At 66.3% G+C, this 16351-nt stretch carries 8 protein-coding genes, 6 pseudogenes and 1 other annotated feature; of the genes and pseudogenes, 5 read left to right on the top strand and 9 right to left on the bottom strand.

Annotated elements, in window-relative coordinates:
• Positions 1 to 49: 49 nt before the first annotated feature.
• The 8 genes and pseudogenes from MFF24_RS22960 to MFF24_RS22925 form a co-directional block, all read right to left on the bottom strand.
• Positions 50 to 3307: an efflux RND transporter permease subunit gene (locus MFF24_RS22960; RefSeq protein WP_238228224.1), complete on the bottom strand. Its 3258-nt coding sequence runs from the start codon at positions 3305 to 3307 to the stop codon at positions 50 to 52.
• Between the two features lie 14 nt (positions 3308 to 3321).
• Positions 3322 to 4608 carry an efflux RND transporter periplasmic adaptor subunit gene (locus MFF24_RS22955; protein WP_238228221.1) on the bottom strand — a complete coding sequence of 429 codons (1287 nt, stop codon included), beginning with the start codon at positions 4606 to 4608 and terminating at the stop codon, positions 3322 to 3324.
• Positions 4609 to 5203: 595 nt separating this feature from the next.
• Positions 5204 to 5746, bottom strand: coding sequence for an MgtC/SapB family protein (locus MFF24_RS22950; protein WP_425543201.1), 543 nt, complete (start codon positions 5744 to 5746; stop codon positions 5204 to 5206).
• A gap of 199 nt (positions 5747 to 5945) precedes the next feature.
• On the bottom strand, positions 5946 to 6632 hold the full coding sequence (locus MFF24_RS22945) for a ZIP family metal transporter (protein ID WP_238228219.1): 687 nt from the start codon (positions 6630 to 6632) through the stop codon (positions 5946 to 5948).
• A 71-nt stretch (positions 6633 to 6703) separates the two neighbouring features.
• Positions 6704 to 7352 (bottom strand): annotated as a pseudogene (locus MFF24_RS22940) (cation diffusion facilitator family transporter); the annotation flags it as partial.
• Positions 7353 to 7475: 123 nt separating this feature from the next.
• Positions 7476 to 7631 (bottom strand): annotated as a pseudogene (locus MFF24_RS22935) (cation transporter); the annotation flags it as partial.
• A 131-nt stretch (positions 7632 to 7762) separates the two neighbouring features.
• Positions 7763 to 8002, bottom strand: coding sequence for a DUF2171 domain-containing protein (locus MFF24_RS22930; RefSeq protein WP_238228217.1), 240 nt, complete (start codon positions 8000 to 8002; stop codon positions 7763 to 7765).
• A 74-nt stretch (positions 8003 to 8076) separates the two neighbouring features.
• On the bottom strand, positions 8077 to 8409 hold the full coding sequence (locus tag MFF24_RS22925) for a four-helix bundle copper-binding protein (RefSeq protein ID WP_238228215.1): 333 nt from the start codon (positions 8407 to 8409) through the stop codon (positions 8077 to 8079).
• A 1336-nt stretch (positions 8410 to 9745) separates the two neighbouring features.
• Between MFF24_RS22925 and MFF24_RS22920 the strand changes: the two genes are divergently transcribed.
• The 5 genes and pseudogenes from MFF24_RS22920 (at position 9746) to MFF24_RS22900 (ending at position 15819) form a co-directional block, all read left to right on the top strand.
• Positions 9746 to 10857 (top strand): IS3-like element ISMex1 family transposase gene (locus tag MFF24_RS22920; protein ID WP_238228213.1). Its coding sequence is split into 2 segments (ribosomal slippage): positions 9746 to 9995 and positions 9995 to 10857, totalling 1113 coding nucleotides; the frame shifts between segments, so codons are not numbered across the junction.
• A 70-nt stretch (positions 10858 to 10927) separates the two neighbouring features.
• A pseudogene (locus MFF24_RS22915) lies at positions 10928 to 11815 on the top strand (IS3 family transposase); the annotation flags it as partial.
• Positions 11155 to 11271: a sequence feature (AL1L pseudoknot), on the top strand. It overlaps the preceding pseudogene by 117 nt.
• Positions 11816 to 12097: 282 nt before the next feature.
• A pseudogene (locus tag MFF24_RS22910) lies at positions 12098 to 12970 on the top strand (IS110 family RNA-guided transposase); the annotation flags it as partial.
• Positions 12915 to 13616 (top strand): annotated as a pseudogene (gene istB / locus MFF24_RS22905) (IS21-like element helper ATPase IstB); the annotation flags it as partial. The pseudogenes MFF24_RS22910 and istB, both read left to right, overlap by 56 nt.
• A 1009-nt stretch (positions 13617 to 14625) precedes the next feature.
• Positions 14626 to 15819 carry an IS256 family transposase gene (locus MFF24_RS22900; protein ID WP_238228211.1) on the top strand — a complete coding sequence of 398 codons (1194 nt, stop codon included), beginning with the start codon at positions 14626 to 14628 and terminating at the stop codon, positions 15817 to 15819.
• A 67-nt stretch (positions 15820 to 15886) separates the two neighbouring features.
• Here MFF24_RS22900 and MFF24_RS22895 read toward each other — a convergent pair.
• Positions 15887 to 16213, bottom strand: a pseudogene (locus MFF24_RS22895) (helix-turn-helix domain-containing protein); the annotation flags it as partial.
• Positions 16214 to 16351: the final 138 nt, after the last annotated feature.

The raw sequence follows: 16351 nt of genomic DNA, 5'->3' as shown, positions 1-16351 counted from the left end.
TCTGTGACTTCGCCCAAGACGTAGGGGCTTCTGAGGGGACATGATCGCCTCACTCCGCGGCCGGCCTGAGCGGCGGATAGGCGCGATCTCTGGTCGCCTCCTTCACGGAAGACTTCGGGGTCTCCTGGCCGCCGAAGCGCGCGTAGAGGGCCGGCAGCACGATAAGCGTCAATAGGGTCGCGCTGATCAGACCGCCGATGACCACGGTGGCGAGCGGGCGCTGCACCTCCGCGCCTGTCTCGGTAGCCAAGGCCATCGGCACGAAGCCGAGCGAGGCCACCAGCGCGGTCATCGCGACCGGCCGCAACCGGGTCATGGCGCCCTCCAGGATCGCCTCGCGCTTCGGCCGGCCCTCTTGGATCAGCTGCTTGATGAAGGTCAGCATGACGAGGCCGTTCAGCACCGCCACGCCCGACAGAGCGATAAACCCCACCGCGGCCGGAACCGAGAATGGCATACCCCGCAGCCACAGGGCCGCGATGCCGCCGGTCAGCGCCAGCGGCACCGCGCTGAACACGAGGAGCGCGTCCCGGGGCGAGCCGAGCGCCGAGTACAGCAGCAGGAAGATCAGGAAGAAGCAGACCGGCACCACGATCATCAGACGCTGCCGGGCCGAGGCGAGGTTCTCGAACTGCCCGCCCCACGCCACGTAGTAGCCCGAGGGTAGCTGCACCTGGGTCGCAACCTTGGCCTGCGCCTCGGCGACGAGCGAGCCGATGTCGCGCCCGCGGACGTTCGCGGTCACGACGACCCGGCGCTTGCCGTTCTCGCGCGAGATCTGGTTCGGCCCTTCCGTGACGGAAAAGCTCGCGACCTGCTTCAGCAGCACTGACGCGGCACGCCCACTCGGACCCGGCGGGAGCGCGACGGGCAGGTTCTCGAGCTCCTCCCGGTCCTCCCGCACCTTGTCGGTGAGGCGTACGACGATGGGGAAGCGCCGGTCACCCTCGAACACAACGCCGGCATCCCGCCCGCCGATGGCCGCCCCGATGACCTCCTGGATGGCGCCGGTGCTCAGGCCCAGCCGCGCCGCTTCCGCCTTGTTGATCTTGATCTCCAGGAAGGGCAGGCCCTGCGTCTGCTCGACTTTCACGTCCTCGGCGCCGGCCGTCCCCTTCAGGATGGCCGCGATCTGGTTGGCCACCTTGAGCATCGGCTCGAACTCTTCGCCGAACACCTTCACCGCGAGATCGCCGCGCGTGCCGGCCAAGAGTTCATTGAAGCGCAGCTGAATCGGCTGGGAAAATTCGAACACGTTCCCGGCGAGTTCGCCGGCGGCTTTCTCGATCTGCTCCTGGAGCTCGGCCTTGGACAACTCCGGGTCGGGCCAGTCCTCCTGGGGTTTGAGGATCACGAAGGTGTCCGAGGAGTTCTGCGGCATCGGATCGGACGCGACCTCGGCCGTACCCGTCTTCGAGAAAACGTAGGCCACCTGCGGGAACTTGCTGACCGCCTGCTCGATCCTGAGCTGCATCGCCTGCGACTGCGACAGCGAGGCCGAGGGGATGCGCAGCGCGTTCATGGCGATGCTCTTCTCGTCGAGCGTCGGAATGAACTCGGCGCCGAGCCGGGTGAAGAGCAGGCCGGCCCCGGCCAGCAGCAGCAGCGAGGCCGCGATGAACACCAGCGGTGTCTTCACGGCGCCCGCGAGTGCAGGCCTGTAAGCCGCCTTGAAGCTACGGATGATGAAGTTGTCCTTCTCCGTCACCTTTCCGGTGATGACGATGGCGATCATCGCCGGCACGAAGGTGAGCGAAAGGACGAAGGCTGCGACCAGCGCGATGATGACGGTGAGCGCCATCGGCTCGAACATCTTGCCCTCGACTCCTGTGAAGGTGAGGAGCGGCACGTAGACCAGGATGATGATTGCCTGCCCGAACAGCGACGGCTTGATCATCTCCTCGGCCGAGGCCCGTACCGTGGCCAGCCGCTCCTCCAGGTCGAGCCCTCGCCCGAGACCGTGCTGCTTCTCGGCGAGATGACGCAGAGCGTTCTCGGTGATGATGACCGCCCCGTCGACGATGAGGCCGAAGTCGAGGGCCCCGAGGCTCATCAGGTTGGCTGAGATCTTCGCCTCGACCATGCCGGTCATCGTCATCAGCATGGCGACCGGGATGACCAGGGCCGTGATGATGGCGGCGCGGATGTTGCCGAGCAGCAGGAACAGGATGACGATCACCAGGGCCGCGCCCTCGGCCAGGTTCCGGGCTACGGTCTTGATGGTGGCCTCGACTAGCAGCGTGCGGTTGAGCACCGTCTGGACCTCGACGCCGGGTGGCAGCGACTTGCGGATCTCGTTCATCTTGGCGTCGACCGCCGCCGCGACCGTGCGGCTGTTCTCGCCGATCAGCATCAGGGCGGTGCCGACGACGACCTCCCGGCCGTTCTCGCTGCCGGAGCCGGTGCGCAGGTCGCGCCCGATCCGGACCTCGGCGATGTCCTTGATCCGCACCGGCACGCCGCCGCGGGTGGTGACGACGACGTTGGTGATCTCGTCCATGCTCTCCAGGCGCCCGGCCGCGCGCACGACGTAGCCCTCGCCGTTGTCCTCCAGGTAGCGCGCGCCCTGGTTGGCGTTGTTGGCCTCCAAGGCGCGGGCGACGTCGCCGAATGAGAGGTCGAGGGCGGTGAGCTTCGCCGGGTCCGGCTGGACGTGGTACTGCTTCTCGTAGCCGCCGATGCCGTCGACGCCGGCGACGCCCGGCACGGTCTTGATCTGAAGGCGGATGATCCAATCCTGGATCGTACGGAGATAAGCCGATCTTTCGATCTCGGTCGTGAGCCGCTGGCCCTCCGGCGTCAGGTAGCTGCCGTCGGATTGCCAACCGGGCTTGCCGTCGAGGACCGGCGCGCCCTCGCCAGGTTTCTTGTAGTTCACCGTCCACATGTAGATTTCGCCGAGCCCCGTCGAGACCGGGCCCATCTGCGGCTCTGCCCCGGGCGGAAGGTCGGCCTTCACCTGGTTGAGGCGCTCGGCGACCTGCTGCCGGGCGAAGTAGATGTCGAGCTTCTCCGCGAAGACGGCGGTGACCTGCGAGAAGCCGTTGCGCGAGAGCGAGCGGGTGTATTCCAGCCCCTTGATGCCGGCCAGCGCGGTCTCGACCGGGTAGGTGACCTGCTTCTCGATGTCGACCGGTGAGTAGGAGGGGGCGACCGTGTTGATCTGCACCTGGTTGTTGGTGATGTCGGGGACCGCGTCGATGGGCAGCTTGGTCAGCGAGTAGACGCCGAACCCGGCGGCCAGGACCGACAGGAGCACCACCAGCCAGCGCTGGTGGACGGAGAAATCGAGGATGCGACTGATCATGTCCGATCTCCCACTCAGTCGTGGTGCTCGGCTTCGCCCTTGCCGAGCTCAGCCTTGAGGAGGAAGGTGTTCGTCATCGCGATCTCCTCGCCCGGCTCCAGACCGGAGACGATCTCGACCGAGACATCGTCCGCCTTGCCGGTCTTGACGTCGCGCCGCTCGAACCCCTCCGGGGTGCGCACGAAAGCGACCTTCTCGCCCCCCATGCTCTGGAGCGCGTCGCGCGGCACCTTCACCTTGACGCTGTCCTGCCCGACCTGGATCTCGGCCGAGACGAAGGTGCCCGGACGCCAGCTGAAATCCTGGTTGGGCAGCGCGGCGATCACGCGGGCCGAGCGGGTCTCGGCGTTCAGGATCGGGCTGACGAAGATGATCTTGCCCTTCGCCCGCTGGCCCGCATCCTCATCTCGGGCGGCGATCAGGACCTCCGCCCCTTCCTTGACCTTGGCCAGATCCGTGGTCGGCACCGCAAGCTCGACCCAGACGGTCGAGAGATCCGCGACCGTGTAGAGATCGGCCGGATCGCCCTCCTTACCCACCGCCGTGCCGACGTCGACCTTGCGCTCGACGACACGTCCGGTGATCGGCGAGCGCAGCTCGTAGCGGCGCAGACTTGATTGGTTCGGGGTTGCCTCGTCCTGCTTGGCGAGCTTAGCGACCTCATCCGCGTTGAGCCCCAGAGCGGAGAGCTTCTGGCGGGAAAGGTTCACGCGCAGCTGCGTCTCGGAATAGGTGGCGCGCGCCTGCAGGAAGGTGGCCTCGGCCGAGATACGCTTATCCCAGAGCGCCTGCTGCCGGTCGTAGTTGGTCTTCTGCAACTCGGTGTTGACGAGAGCGGTCAGGTACTCGCTCTTGGCGTCGGCGACCTCGCGGCTGTCGAGGACGGCGACGACCTCGCCCTTCTTCACGGGGTCGCCCAGGCGCTTGAGCATCTCGGACACGGTGCCGACGACCCGCGCCGGCACGCGGGCAATCCGGTCGGTGTCCGGCGTGATCGTGCCGGGCGCCATCAGGTGCCGCGAGAGCGTGCCGCCCTGAACGGGCGCGGTCGTGATCTCCTGCGCGGCAGCTTGCTCCGCCGACATTTTGATCTGCCCCTCGGCGGCGTGATCCTCCGCCTTCTCGCCGGCCGGTTTTTCGGCCTCCGCCTTCGGGGGTTGTGCTGGGCCCTCCGGTGCGGGCTCGGTCTTTATCAGGCCTGTCGCCGCCAAAGCCCCCTGGATGACCTGGGACACGCGCGGCACGGCACCGCCGATCGCGACACCCACCGCCAGAACAATCAGAATAAGAAACGCACGCATGGCGCTGACCTCGACCGGGCCTTTGGGTGCCGGCTGCGCAGAGACGCGGCCGATCACTTCCAATTCCCACATGACCCCCAACGCTCAGCCCCCGGAGAAGGCGCGAGCGACAACAATCCACCGTAGCGGTGGGACGCGTCAGGCCCGGGGCGGTCTGCGAAGCGGAGAGGCGGAGCGGGAGGTGAGCAGCTCGGTCTGGACGGGATAGACGACCCTGTCAGCCGTCCGGACCGGTTCGAACGTGACCGGCTCGGCCCGCATTACTTGGTGACATCCGCAGTGGACGTGGAGCAGAATGCCCGTGTCCGCCGGGTCGCCCGACCCTGCATGATCCGCAGTCGGATGCGACGAGAGCGTCAGCAGGCCATCGCCCTGAACGGGACTGGGTGCCGCGGCAGTCTCGGAAGAGATGACGGAGAAGGCGAACACGAAGACCACCAGGCATGCCACGGCAGCGCGCAGCAGGCGCGCTGGGTCGCTTGTCCAAAGGTGCCGTAGGCTCGTCATCGCAGCCCTGATCTACGATCGACCGCAAGCAAGCACAAGGTATGGCCCCCTCTTGCCGGAATGAGGCCCTTCATCGCCTAGGTCGGCCTCAAGCGTCCCGGCGGGGAAGTGGCGGATCCGCTGCTCCTTCCCGGTCCTGCACGGCGGCCGACGAACGCACAGCCGTATCGGTGCCCGGCTCCTTTGGATCGGCTTCGGATCCTCTCCCTTTGGTGTCGCCTCCGCTGCGGCGGGCAGCCTGCTTCAGCGGCACGAGGTAGCGCAGCGTCAGGTAGGTGACGAGGCTCAAGATGGCTGCGATGTCGTAGAGGCCGTAGCCCACTGCCGCCCCGAGCGCACCCGTGGCCCAGAGGCTGGCCGCGGTCGCGGTCCCGGAGGCACGACCGGCATGTTTGAGGATCGCACCGCCGCCGATGAAGCCCACGCCTGTGATCAGCCCCTCCAGAATGCGGGCCTGTCCCATCGAGTCGGCACCGAGCACGCGGATCGCGATCAACACGAAGCCGCAGGCGGCGACGGCAACGAGTGGGAAGGTCCGGATGCCGGCCGAGCGCGCCTCTTGCTCCCGATCCCAACCGAGCGGCACCGCGAGCGCGTAGGCAGCCGCGAGATCAATTACGTGAGACGCCACCTCCCAGACCCTAAGGGCTGTAAACGTCATCGATGTGGGGCCTTTTCCGAGGAGGAGTGCCGACTACTCTCGCGCGACTCGGCCCTACTCCCATGTCACGTCCAAGCTATGTTCGGAAGGGCCAAGTTCTATGCCGCCCCGAGGGGCCGCTGTTCATTCGCTGGTCAGCAGCCATGGCCAGCACGAGCGCAGATCGCCTTCAGGCAGCGATCTCCTCGATGACCAGCATGCAGAGGAACCCCGCGAAGAACATCGCGGTGGTCCAGGGCCGCTCGGGCACGGCATGCGCCTCCACGAGCAGTTCCTCCGTGACAAGATACAGGAGCGCCACGAGCGCGAAGGCGAAGAAGCCAGCGAGATAGGGACCCGGCAGCCCACCGACCGGCGTGCCCAGGAGCGCACCGAGTGGCAGCAGGATCGCGAGGCCGGCCACGATACCGATCACCCGGGCCGCGGAGCCGCTTGCCTGCTTCAACTCGGATGCGAGCGCGAGCCCGAGAAACAGCACTTCGAGCGTGAGCGCGCCTGTGAGCAGCAGCCCCTGCTTCGCCCCGGCGGCGAAGCCGATGCCGAGTACGAGCCCGTCGACCAGGATGTCGATCCCAACCGTCACGATGAGCCCGGTCGACCCTTGCGCCTTCTCGCCTAGACGCTTGACCAGGAGCATCAGGACGACGCCAAGGGCTCCGCCCACGATCACCGCAATCGGGGATTGCTGGTGCTTGAGGTCGGGCAGGATCTCGCCTGCGACGGCAGCGAACAGAACGCCCGCCGCGAGATGCTGGACGGCGCTGGTGACCGCGGGACCAGGCTGACGCACGGCGGCGACGGCTGCCCCCAGCACTGTCGCGAAGGCAGGGATGAGCGTGTAGACCCAAGCTGACATCGAGGCTCCGTATTCTTGGATTGAGACCGGGAGACAGCATCGGCGTGTGAGGCCGATCAGTTCAGGTCCGGTCAGACATGCAGAGCCTTTTCCTCGGCTCGAAGCGCCGCATCCTCGATCTGGATCGTGACGTGATCGACCTTGAACTCGTCCGCTAGGATCTGCCGCGCTTGGCGCAGCACGCGGGGAGCGTCCCGCGTCTCAGGCAACACCAGGTGCCCGCTCATTGCGTCCAAGCCCGAGGTGATCGTCCAGACGTGCAGGTCGTGAACACCGGTCACGCCGGGGTTCTCGGCCAAGCGACGCTCTAGCAGCGCGACGTCGACCTGAGGCGGGGTGCCCTCAGCAGAATGTGGGTGACTTGGCTAAGCAGGTCCCAGGTGCGCGGCACGATGAACAGCCCGATGCCGGCTCCGACGATCGGGTCGGCTAGCCGCCAGCCCGTGACCATCACGATCACGGCCGCCACGATCACCCCAAGCGAGCCGAGCATATCGGAGAGTACCTCGAAGTAGAGGCGCCCTTGACGTTCAGGCTCTCCGACGAGCCGCCGGATAGAAGCCGCATGCTGATCAGGTTAACGGCCGCCACCGCCAGCATGGGGCCGCCGATGACCTAGGGCGGGTCGACGAAGCGGCGGTAGGCCTCGTAGAGGATATAGATTGTGAGGACGAGGAGCACGACGGCGTTGGCAAGCGCCGAGAGCACCTCCGCACGCAGGTCCGGGTCAGGCCGATGCACGTGACCGCCAGACCTCGCATCCGCATGAGGGTGGTCGGGCTCCTCGCTCCCCGCGCCGCGGTTTGAGGGTGCCGGGAGTTGGCGTGTGAGCGTGTAGCCGAGCCCGGCCACACGCGCCTCGATCTCCTCGGAGGAGGTTCTGGTCTGATCGACCGCTGCCGTCAGGGTCTCGGTCATCACCGAAGCCCTGACGTCGAGGACGCCCGGCAGCTTGGCCAAGGCGGTCTGGATCTTGCCCACGCAACTGGCGCAATCCATCCCGTCGACCTTCCAAGTGAAGGCCGCCTCGTTCCCGCTCCTGGCGTCCGTGGTTTGCTCCGGCATGAGATCCTCCCAATCCGCGGCAGCCTAGAACCTCTAGCCGCTAGAGGATCAAGAGGAGACTGATTTCAGCTCTGGTGCTGCCACTGCGCCGTCACATCCTGGCTCGACTTGCTGAGGTGAACATGCGTGTCGACGTGATCGACCCAGGCGAGCGGGATGAGGTGATGATGACCGCCATGTGCGGCTGGATCGGTCTTGGTCAGCTTGATCTGATCGGATCCCTGCATGTGGTCGACGGTGCCGACATGCTGACCGTCGGAAGCCTTGACCTCCATGTGCTCCTTGATTTCGCTCGCATCGACCATGGTGTTTCTCCTTGACAGGAAACAATCGAAGAAAGGGTGTGGTTGGAGGGAGCAGCAGGCGTGCTCCGCCGCGATCAAGCCGCCATCTTGCGGCAGCTCTCGGCACAAGCCCGGCACTGCTCGACGCAATGCTGCATGTCGCCCACCGCCTCGCAGGAGCGCGCGCAATCCTCGCAGACGTCGGCGCATTCACGGCACATGTGCTTGTGGTGCTCGGTGCCGATCAGCATGACATGCGCCGAGGTCCGGCAGATCTCGGCGCAGGCCAGCATCAGGCGAAAATGCTCGGGCTCGACGTGCCTGCCCCCGGCCGGCAGGCAGTGGTTCGAGGCCATCCCGAGACAGCTCTGGTAGCAACGCAGGCACGCGCCGATGCAGGTCTGCAGGTCCGAACTCATTTGGTGCATGGCGTTTCTCCGTTGCGTGGCAACCCGCCGGAAGATGCCCCGCTGCCGGTGCAAGCCAATAGAGAGTCTTCAGGCTGAAGGCGGGGTTTAGTGACGAGGAAACCACCTGCCCTTGGAATGGTTGCCTATCCTTGTGACCAAGTCTTGGTGGGGGCGACCCCAGGGATTGTCTTCTGAAACGTTCTGATGATGACCGGGATATCGGCTCTGCTATGGCCGCTGAGGCGCGATCCTGGTGCCGGCTTGAGGAACGATGGCGGCGGGAACGGATTACCGGTCTGTATTCCGCTCAGTGCGTAGGAGGCTCGCATGACAACCCGGTTCGCGGCACCCGCCATCGGTGTGGTCGCTCTCGTGATCGCCTGGCCAGCCAGCGCGGCGCCACTCGCCAACGCCTTGACGGCTCCCTCATCACTCCTCTCGAGGGTAGAACACGATCACTCCGACAGTGACTACGGCAGGGGCGATCCGCGATCCGATAACCGCCGCAGTGAGAACGATCGGGATAGTCGTCGCAGTTCCGATCGTGCGGACCGGGACGAGGATCGCCAAGAGAGTGGTGAGGGCTGGCGTGGCGGCAAGGGAGCGAGCTTCTGGCTGCGCAGCGGTGACCTTCGGCTCGGGGCTCGTTGCGCTCCCGGTGAGCCCATGCGCGCCTGTGTGGACGCCGCTCTGCTACTTCTCGACAAGGCCAAGTCGGCACAGACGCAGGTGCCTACCCCCTCCGCCAATACACCGACGTCCCAGACCCGCTAGCCGGAGGTCACCCGAACCGGCTCAGAAGCGCTTTGCTGTCGCTATCGGAGCCGGACCCGTGTCAGCAGCCGGGACCCCTCACCGAAAGGCCGTTTGACGGGCGAGGTTTACGGCGTGGATTTGAGCAAAGACTATGCGCTGCACGAGGCCTGCTGGGGCAAGCGGCTGCGCCCAGCAGTGCTGAGGGCTGACGGTATCGAGTTATCGGCCATACTGGCAAATTTTTGGGGCGGATTCCTCGTGCTCACCAGGGCCGAGCCTTCGCCGTAAAGCGCTGAGGTTCAACAGCTCTCAGGCCTCCCGCTGGGGAAGGCCATCATCGGCCATAGGGCCTGTCGGAGGGCGGCGGGCGGTGCGCGCATGAGGCGTAAGGCCTCGCCTTGTGACAGCGGGGTGCGTGCATCGTGTCCCAGCCGTCCGGTGCGTGAAGGATCGAACGTCTGGGTTTGATCGGTGAACCGCTCCGGGTTTCCCGGAGGCTCCCACTCTTGAGAGGATGGAGCCATGACGAAGCGCAGTGACCTTGCCCCCTGTCCTGCCCTCGTTCTGAAGCTAGGGTCCGTCGAGCAGGAGACGGACGATGAAGAAGAGCCGGTTCAGCGAAGAGCAGATCATCGGCATTCTGAAGGAGCAGCAGGCCGGGCTGCCGGTGGCTGAGATCTGCCGCCGCCACGGCATCAGCGACGCGACGTTCTACACGTGGCGCTCGCGCTTCGGCGGGATGGAGGTCTCGGACGCGCGCCGCCTGAAAGCGCTCGACGAGGAGAACCGTAAGCTCAAGAAACTCCTGGCCGAAGCGATGCTCGACGTGGCCACGCTGCGCGAGGCGCTGGGAAAAAACTTCTGACGCCCGGCGCACGGAGAACAGCCGTGAGCTGGGCCATCGAGGAGAAGGGCTATTCGCAGCGTCGTGCCTGCGGGCTGATCGGCTTGGAGCCGAAGACGTACCGCTACGCCTCGACCCGCGGTGACGATGCAGCCGTACGGGTGCGCCTGCGCAGCCTGGCCGGCGAGCGCCGTCGCTTTGGCTACCGGCGCCTGCTCATCCTGCTGCGGCGGGAGGGCCTCGCTCTCAACCACAAGAAGCTCTTCCGTCTCTACCGGGAGGAGCGGCTGTCGGTGCGCAAGCGCGGCGGTCGCAAGCGAGCCCTGGGCACGCGAGCGCCGGCCGCGGTGCCGCAGGAGCCGAACCAGCGCTGGAGCCTCGACTTCGTCTCCGACACGCTCGACGACGGGCGGCGCTTCCGCATCCTCGTCGTGGTCGATGACTGCACGCGGGAGTGCCTGGCGCTGGTGGTCGACACGTCGCTCTCCGGCCAGCGGGTCGCGCGCGAACTCGACCGGATCATCAAGGACCGGGGCAAGCCGCTGATGATCGTCTCGGACAACGGCACCGAACTGACCTCGCACGCCATCCTGCGCTGGCAGGAGGAGCGTGCAGTCGAGTGGCACCACATCGCGCCCGGCAAGCCGCAACAGAACGGTTTTGTCGAAAGCCTCAATGGGCGCTTGCGCGACGAGTGCTTGAACGAGCATCTGTTCCGGAGCCTGCCGGCGGCCCGGACCATCATCGAGGCGTGGCGGGTCGACTATAATACCTGCCGCCCTCACACGAGCCTCGGCGGGCTCACCCCGAACGCGTTTGCAACCCGGTCCAAACAGGACCAGAACCAGAACGGACTCTGGTTATGAACGGGGGCAAACAGGGGGCAAGGTCAGCAGCATACCCTTTTCGCCTGAAGTCCGCGAGCGCGCGGTCCGGATGGTGCTTGATCATCAGGGCGAGCACGGCTCGCAATATGCGGCGATCCGCTCGATCGCGTCCAAGATCGGTTGCTCAGGCGAGACGCTGCGCAACTGGGTGCGCCAAGCTGAGCGGGACCGAGGTCAGCGGGCCGGCCCGACAACGGACGAGCGCGAGCGGATCAAGGCGTTGGAGCACGAGAACCGCGAACTGCGGCAGGCCAACGAGATTCTCAGGAAGGCCAGCGCGTATTTTGCCTTGGCGGAGCTCGACCGCCGGTCGCGGACATGATCGCCTTCATCGACGAGCACCGCGCCGCTTACGGGGTCGAGCCGATCTGCAAGGTTCTGCCGATCGCCCCGTCGACCTACTACGCCCATGCCGCGCGGCGGGCCGATCCCTGCAGGCTGCCAGCCCGGGCTCGCTCGGACGCGGCGCTGATGGTCAAGATCCGGCGCGTGTTCGAGGAGAACTTCCACGTCTATGGCGTGCGCAAGGTCTGGCGGCAACTCGGTCGGGAAGGGATTGCGGCGGCTCGTTGCACGGTGGCTCGGCTGATGAGGGTCATGGGGCTGCAGGGCATCGTGCGGGGGAAGAAGGTTCGCACTACCATCCCCGACCCAGCTGCGGCCTGTCCGCTCGACCGGGTGAACCGCCAGTTCAAGGCGCCGCATCCGAACGCCCTATGGGTCAGCGACTTCACCTACGTCGCCACATGGAGCGGCTTCGTCTACGTGGCCTTCGTAATCGATGCCTATGCCCGGCGCATCGTCGGTTGGCGGGTCTCCCGCACGGCGCACGCCGCCTTCGTGCTCGTCCTTCGACAAGCTCAGGATGAGGGCTCTGGAGCAGGCCCTGCACGAGCGCCGACCTCTCCGGAGCGGCGGGCTCGTGCACCATAGCGACAGTCAGAAGATCGGTGCCAGTTCCCGGGCGGTCTGACCCGCACAGCGATGGACCATCGGTTAAGCTGGCGCCGCAAGGCGTCCCGGTGTGCCTGACCCGCACTCTGATCGATCGGACGTGTCTTTCCCCGGACCTGTCGGTCGCCTGGGAACGCCCTGCGGTGAGGTTTTACCTCGCCGATGCCTGTGACCCGAGAAGGGCCTGACCGTCTGGTCTCGTGACTGTCTTGTCCGCGCATCCGGTCGTGGTGAAGCCATTAGGCTCGATCGCCAGGAGGATGGGATGAGTGCGCAGGAAGCTCAGAAGCGACACGTTGTTGGTGGTGTCGACACCCACAAGGATCTGCACGTTGCCGCGGTCGTCGATGACCGGGATCAGGTTCTGGCGAGCGCCAGCTTTGCCGCGACCCGCCAGGGCTATCGGCAGATGCTGGCCTGGATGCGCTCGTTCGGCGCGCTACGACGCGTCGGGGTCGAGTCGACCGGCAGCTATGGCGCCGGCCTGCTCCGCTTCCTGCAGCAGGCTGGGATCGAGGTGCTGGAGGTGACCGCCCCCGACGTCCAGGATCGGCGGCGGCGAGGCAAGAACGACGACTTCGACGCCCAGAGTGCAGCGCACGCGGCCTTCGCCGGCACCCGTACCGTCACGCCGCGCACCCGCGACGGCATGGTCGAGGCGTTGCGCGTCCTGAACGCGTGCCGGAAGACCGCGGTCGCCGCTCGGCGCATCGCCCTGCAGATGATCCACAACACCATCGTGTGCGCGCCCGACGGCCTGCGCGAGACGCTGCGCCGGATGACCCGGATGCAGCTCGTGCGGACCCTGGCGGCGTGGCGGCCCGATCTGAGCGCCTACCGCGACGTCGAGGCTGCCTACCGGATCGGCCTGAAGTCCCTGGCGCGGCGCTACCCGGAACTGCACGACGAGATCGCCGATCTCGATGCCATGATCGGCACCATCGTCGACGAGCTTGCGCCGGACCTCGTGGCCCGCAACTCCATCGGCCGCAATGGCGCCGCCCAGCTTCTCCTGACGGCCGGCGATAACCTCGAAAGCCTGCGCTCGAAGGCAGGCTTCGCGGCGCTGTGTGGCGTGAGCCCTGCTGCGGCTGGTCGAGCTGGAGCTGATCGACCGCGAGCGGCGCATGATCGAGCGCCGGATCCGGGCAGCACGCTTCCCGGCGGTGAAGAGCCTCGACACCTTCGACTTTGCCGCGATCCCGAGCCTGAACAAGATGCTTGTGCTGGAACTGGCGCGCTGCGGCTACATCCTCGGCCGGGAGAACGTGATCGCGCTCGGCAACTCGGGCACCGGCAAGACCCACATCGCCTTGGCTCTCGGCCTGGCGGCCTGCCAGAAGGGCTTCCCGCTCACGTTCACCACCGCGGCCTCGCTGGTCAACCAGCTCCTGGAGGCGCGTGACGAGCGCCGCCTGCTCAGGCTTCAACGCGAACTGGCCGCGGTCAAGCTCCTGATCGTCGACGAACTCGGCTACGTGCCGCTGTCGTCGACGGGGGCGGAGTTGCTGTTTGAGGTGTTCTCGCAGCGCTACGAGCGCGGCTCGACCGTGGTGACCTCGAACCTGCCGTTCGAGGACTGGATGTCAGTTCTGGGCTCGGAGCGGCTGACCGGTGCGTTGCTCGACCGGCTGACCCACCATGTCAGCATCTTGAGCCTGAATGGCGACAGCTACCGCCTCAAAGCCTCCCGCAGCCGGCGCGGCCGCCTCGACGCGGCGGAGCAAAACCAGGCCAGTGCCGATCCCCACGATCCCGAGACTGGCGAGGTCCTGCCGACCTGACCCTGACGATCAATTACGAAGCTGAAGGGGCTCGCTCAGGCGTCTTCAGCGTTCAGCCTACCTGCCGCCAATGGCCTAGTTTTGCTCCGCCCCGGCAGCCTGGACCTCCCCGGCAGCCTGGACCTCCTTGTCGTTATCGCGAATACTAACGCTCAAGCCGGAATTAGGATCCGTCTCCTCTCTGACGCCAAATGGACGTGCCCATACACTCTGGATCGCAGCGGGGAGCTTGAGTAGCCCACCGTAGAGTTGGCGGTCGCGACGATGCTGGGCGGCCCGCGCTACATTCTCACCGGGCGCTCCCCACTCTGCCTTGTTCCGGGGCACGCTCATCAACGCCATCTTGGTCGCGTCGACTGCGGGGCTGATGGGGGGCTGATGGTTCGCTGGGGGCGGAGCAGGGTCAGTAGCCCTGTCCTCCGTGACCGCCATGGCCGCCGAAGGAGCGTCTGTGACCTCCCCCATAGCCAAGGCCGCGACCAAAACCTCCGTGGCGGCCGTAAGACCGTCCATGGCCACCAGAATAGCCGTGCCGGCCGGAGCCGCCGTGGCGACCGTAGGATCCGCCGTAACCGCGGGAATGACCATAGCCATGCCCCTGAGCGGCGGCCGGCTCTGACAGCGACACGAAGCCGATACCGACCGCCAGGGCGAACAGACCGGCGGTCAGGGCCGCTCTAAAGCGAGGCGCGTCTGTCATTTGCATTCTCTCCTGGGTGAACGGCACGGGTATCGGGCCGTCGTATTCTGAGCCTCGGTGTGCACCTTTGAACTGCACCTGAACAGAAGGTGCGATCGCCTGGTAGCTCGCATTTGTGGCCGCAGCCGGACACACAGCCGCTCCATGCCCGCCCAACGGATGCCACCTGCCGGTGTTAGCCCCTCGGGGCACACGACAGGAGCCAGGTATGGTCGTGTCCCAGGCGGTGGTGTAGCTGACGGGTGGTCATCGGCGGTTGCCGAGTAGGGTCGGGTTGCGACAGCCAACCCCGAACCCGAGAGCCCCCCGATGACCGACGAGATGATGACCCTGCGCGGCCTCATGGAGAAGAGCGCCGATGCAGATTTGCTGCGTGAGATGATCGGCTTTGCGGCCGAGCGGCTGATGGAGCTGGAGGTGGGTGGCCTGACCGGTGCCGCTCATGGCGAGAAGAGCGCCGAGCGTCTGGTCCAGCGCAATGGGTACCGGGACTGGCAGAAGCGCGCCGGCACGGTGGAACTGCGCATCCCGAAGCTGCGCAAGGGCTCGTACTTCCCTGGCTTCCTGCAGCCGCGACGCATGGCCGAGAAGGCGCTGACGGCGGTGATCCAAGAGGCCTACATCCAGGGCATCTCGACCCGCTCGGTGGATGACCTCGTGCAGGCCATGGGCGGCACGGGCGTGTCGAAGAGCCAGATCTCGCGGTTGTGCCAGGAGATCGACGAACGGGTGGGTGCGTTCCTCGACCGCCCCATCGAGGGCGATTGGCCCTATCTCTGGGGCGACGCGACCTACGTGAAGGTGCGCCAAGACGGCCGCATTGTCTCGGTGGTCGTCATCGTGGCGGTCGGCGTCAACAGCGACGGCCGAAGGGAGGTCCTGGGCATGGATGTGGGTCCCTCCGAGGCCGAGACGTTCTGGACCGCCTTCCTGCGCAAGCTCGCCCCGCGCGGTTTGCGAGGCGTCAAGCTCGTGGTCTCGGATGCGCACGAGGGTATCAAGGCGTCGGTGGCCAAGGTGATGAACGCCACGTGGCAGCGGTGCCGGGTTCACTTCATGAGGAACGTCCTCGCCCATGACGGCCGCTCGGGTCGCCGCGTCGTGTCGGCCTTCATCGCCACCGCGTTTGCCCAGGACGACGCGGAGGCCGCACGTCAGCAATGGCGGCGGGTGGCCGATCAACTCCGGCCCAAGGTGCCCAAGCTCGCGACCCTGATGGACACGGCCGAGCCTGACGTGCTGGCCTACATGGGCTTCCCGGCCGCCCACCGGGTCAAGCTCCACTCCACGAACCCCCTCGAACGCCTGAACGGCGAGATCAAACGCCGGACCGAGGTCGTGGGCATCTTCCCCAACGAGGCTGCCATCACCCGCCTCGTCGGCGCGATCCTGCTCGAACAAAACGACGAATGGGCCGTCCAGCGGTCCCGTTACGTGACCCTGGAAAGCATTGCCCCGATCGGCGATGATCCCCTCATCAGCCTGCCAACCCTGACAGCCTGATCCTCCCGGCCCGAGCCGGTAATTGTGGTGGCCCTCAGCGAGCTACACCACGCCAAGGGACACGACCCACGACGCCCTGAGCGGTCGGTGTCGGACCCTGCTCGACCAGGGTGCGCAGGGCCTCGCGCTGGGCCGCGTTCAGGCGCGGGCGCGCACCGGGCGCCTTGCCGTCGATCAGGCCGCCGGGTCCCTGTGCGTTGAAGGCCAGCAACCCAATCATGCACGGTCTGCAGCCCAACCCCGCCGATCTGCGCTGCTTGTGAACGCGATCCGCCTGCGTAGATGGCCGAGAGTGCCAGGAGACAGCGTATCTGGGCTGGATCCGTGAGGTCTTGGCGAGCGCGCGCAGCCTCGGCGCATCGAAATCCGACCGGAGCGGCACAGGAGCGGCCATCGCATACTCCTCGGGCAACCACGCCCAGAGTAAGAAATCACACCCATGATCGTCGCGCCACTCGCCCCACGTGAGTCACCCTCACCAAGGCTTGGTATTAACTGTTTATTAAGCACGATCGCTAATCATTCATTGAGG

This window comes from Methylorubrum aminovorans, assembly GCF_022179725.1.
GTDB lineage: Bacteria > Pseudomonadota > Alphaproteobacteria > Rhizobiales > Beijerinckiaceae > Methylobacterium > Methylobacterium aminovorans.
The sequence above is the reverse complement of the archived record's forward strand: the minus strand, read 5'-3'. Positions and strand labels throughout refer to the sequence as shown.

Excerpts from the sequence above, each read along its gene's own strand:
- MFF24_RS22960 (WP_238228224.1), bottom strand. The coding sequence starts at position 3,307 with ATGATCAGTCGCATCCTCGATTTCTCCGTCCACCAGCGCTGGCTGGTG.
- MFF24_RS22955 (WP_238228221.1), bottom strand. The coding sequence starts at position 4,608 with ATGCGTGCGTTTCTTATTCTGATTGTTCTGGCGGTGGGTGTCGCGATC.
- MFF24_RS22945 (WP_238228219.1), bottom strand. The coding sequence starts at position 6,632 with ATGTCAGCTTGGGTCTACACGCTCATCCCTGCCTTCGCGACAGTGCTG.
- MFF24_RS22930 (WP_238228217.1), bottom strand. The coding sequence starts at position 8,002 with ATGGTCGATGCGAGCGAAATCAAGGAGCACATGGAGGTCAAGGCTTCC.
- MFF24_RS22925 (WP_238228215.1), bottom strand. The coding sequence starts at position 8,409 with ATGCACCAAATGAGTTCGGACCTGCAGACCTGCATCGGCGCGTGCCTG.
- MFF24_RS22900 (WP_238228211.1), top strand. The coding sequence starts at position 14,626 with ATGACCGACGAGATGATGACCCTGCGCGGCCTCATGGAGAAGAGCGCC.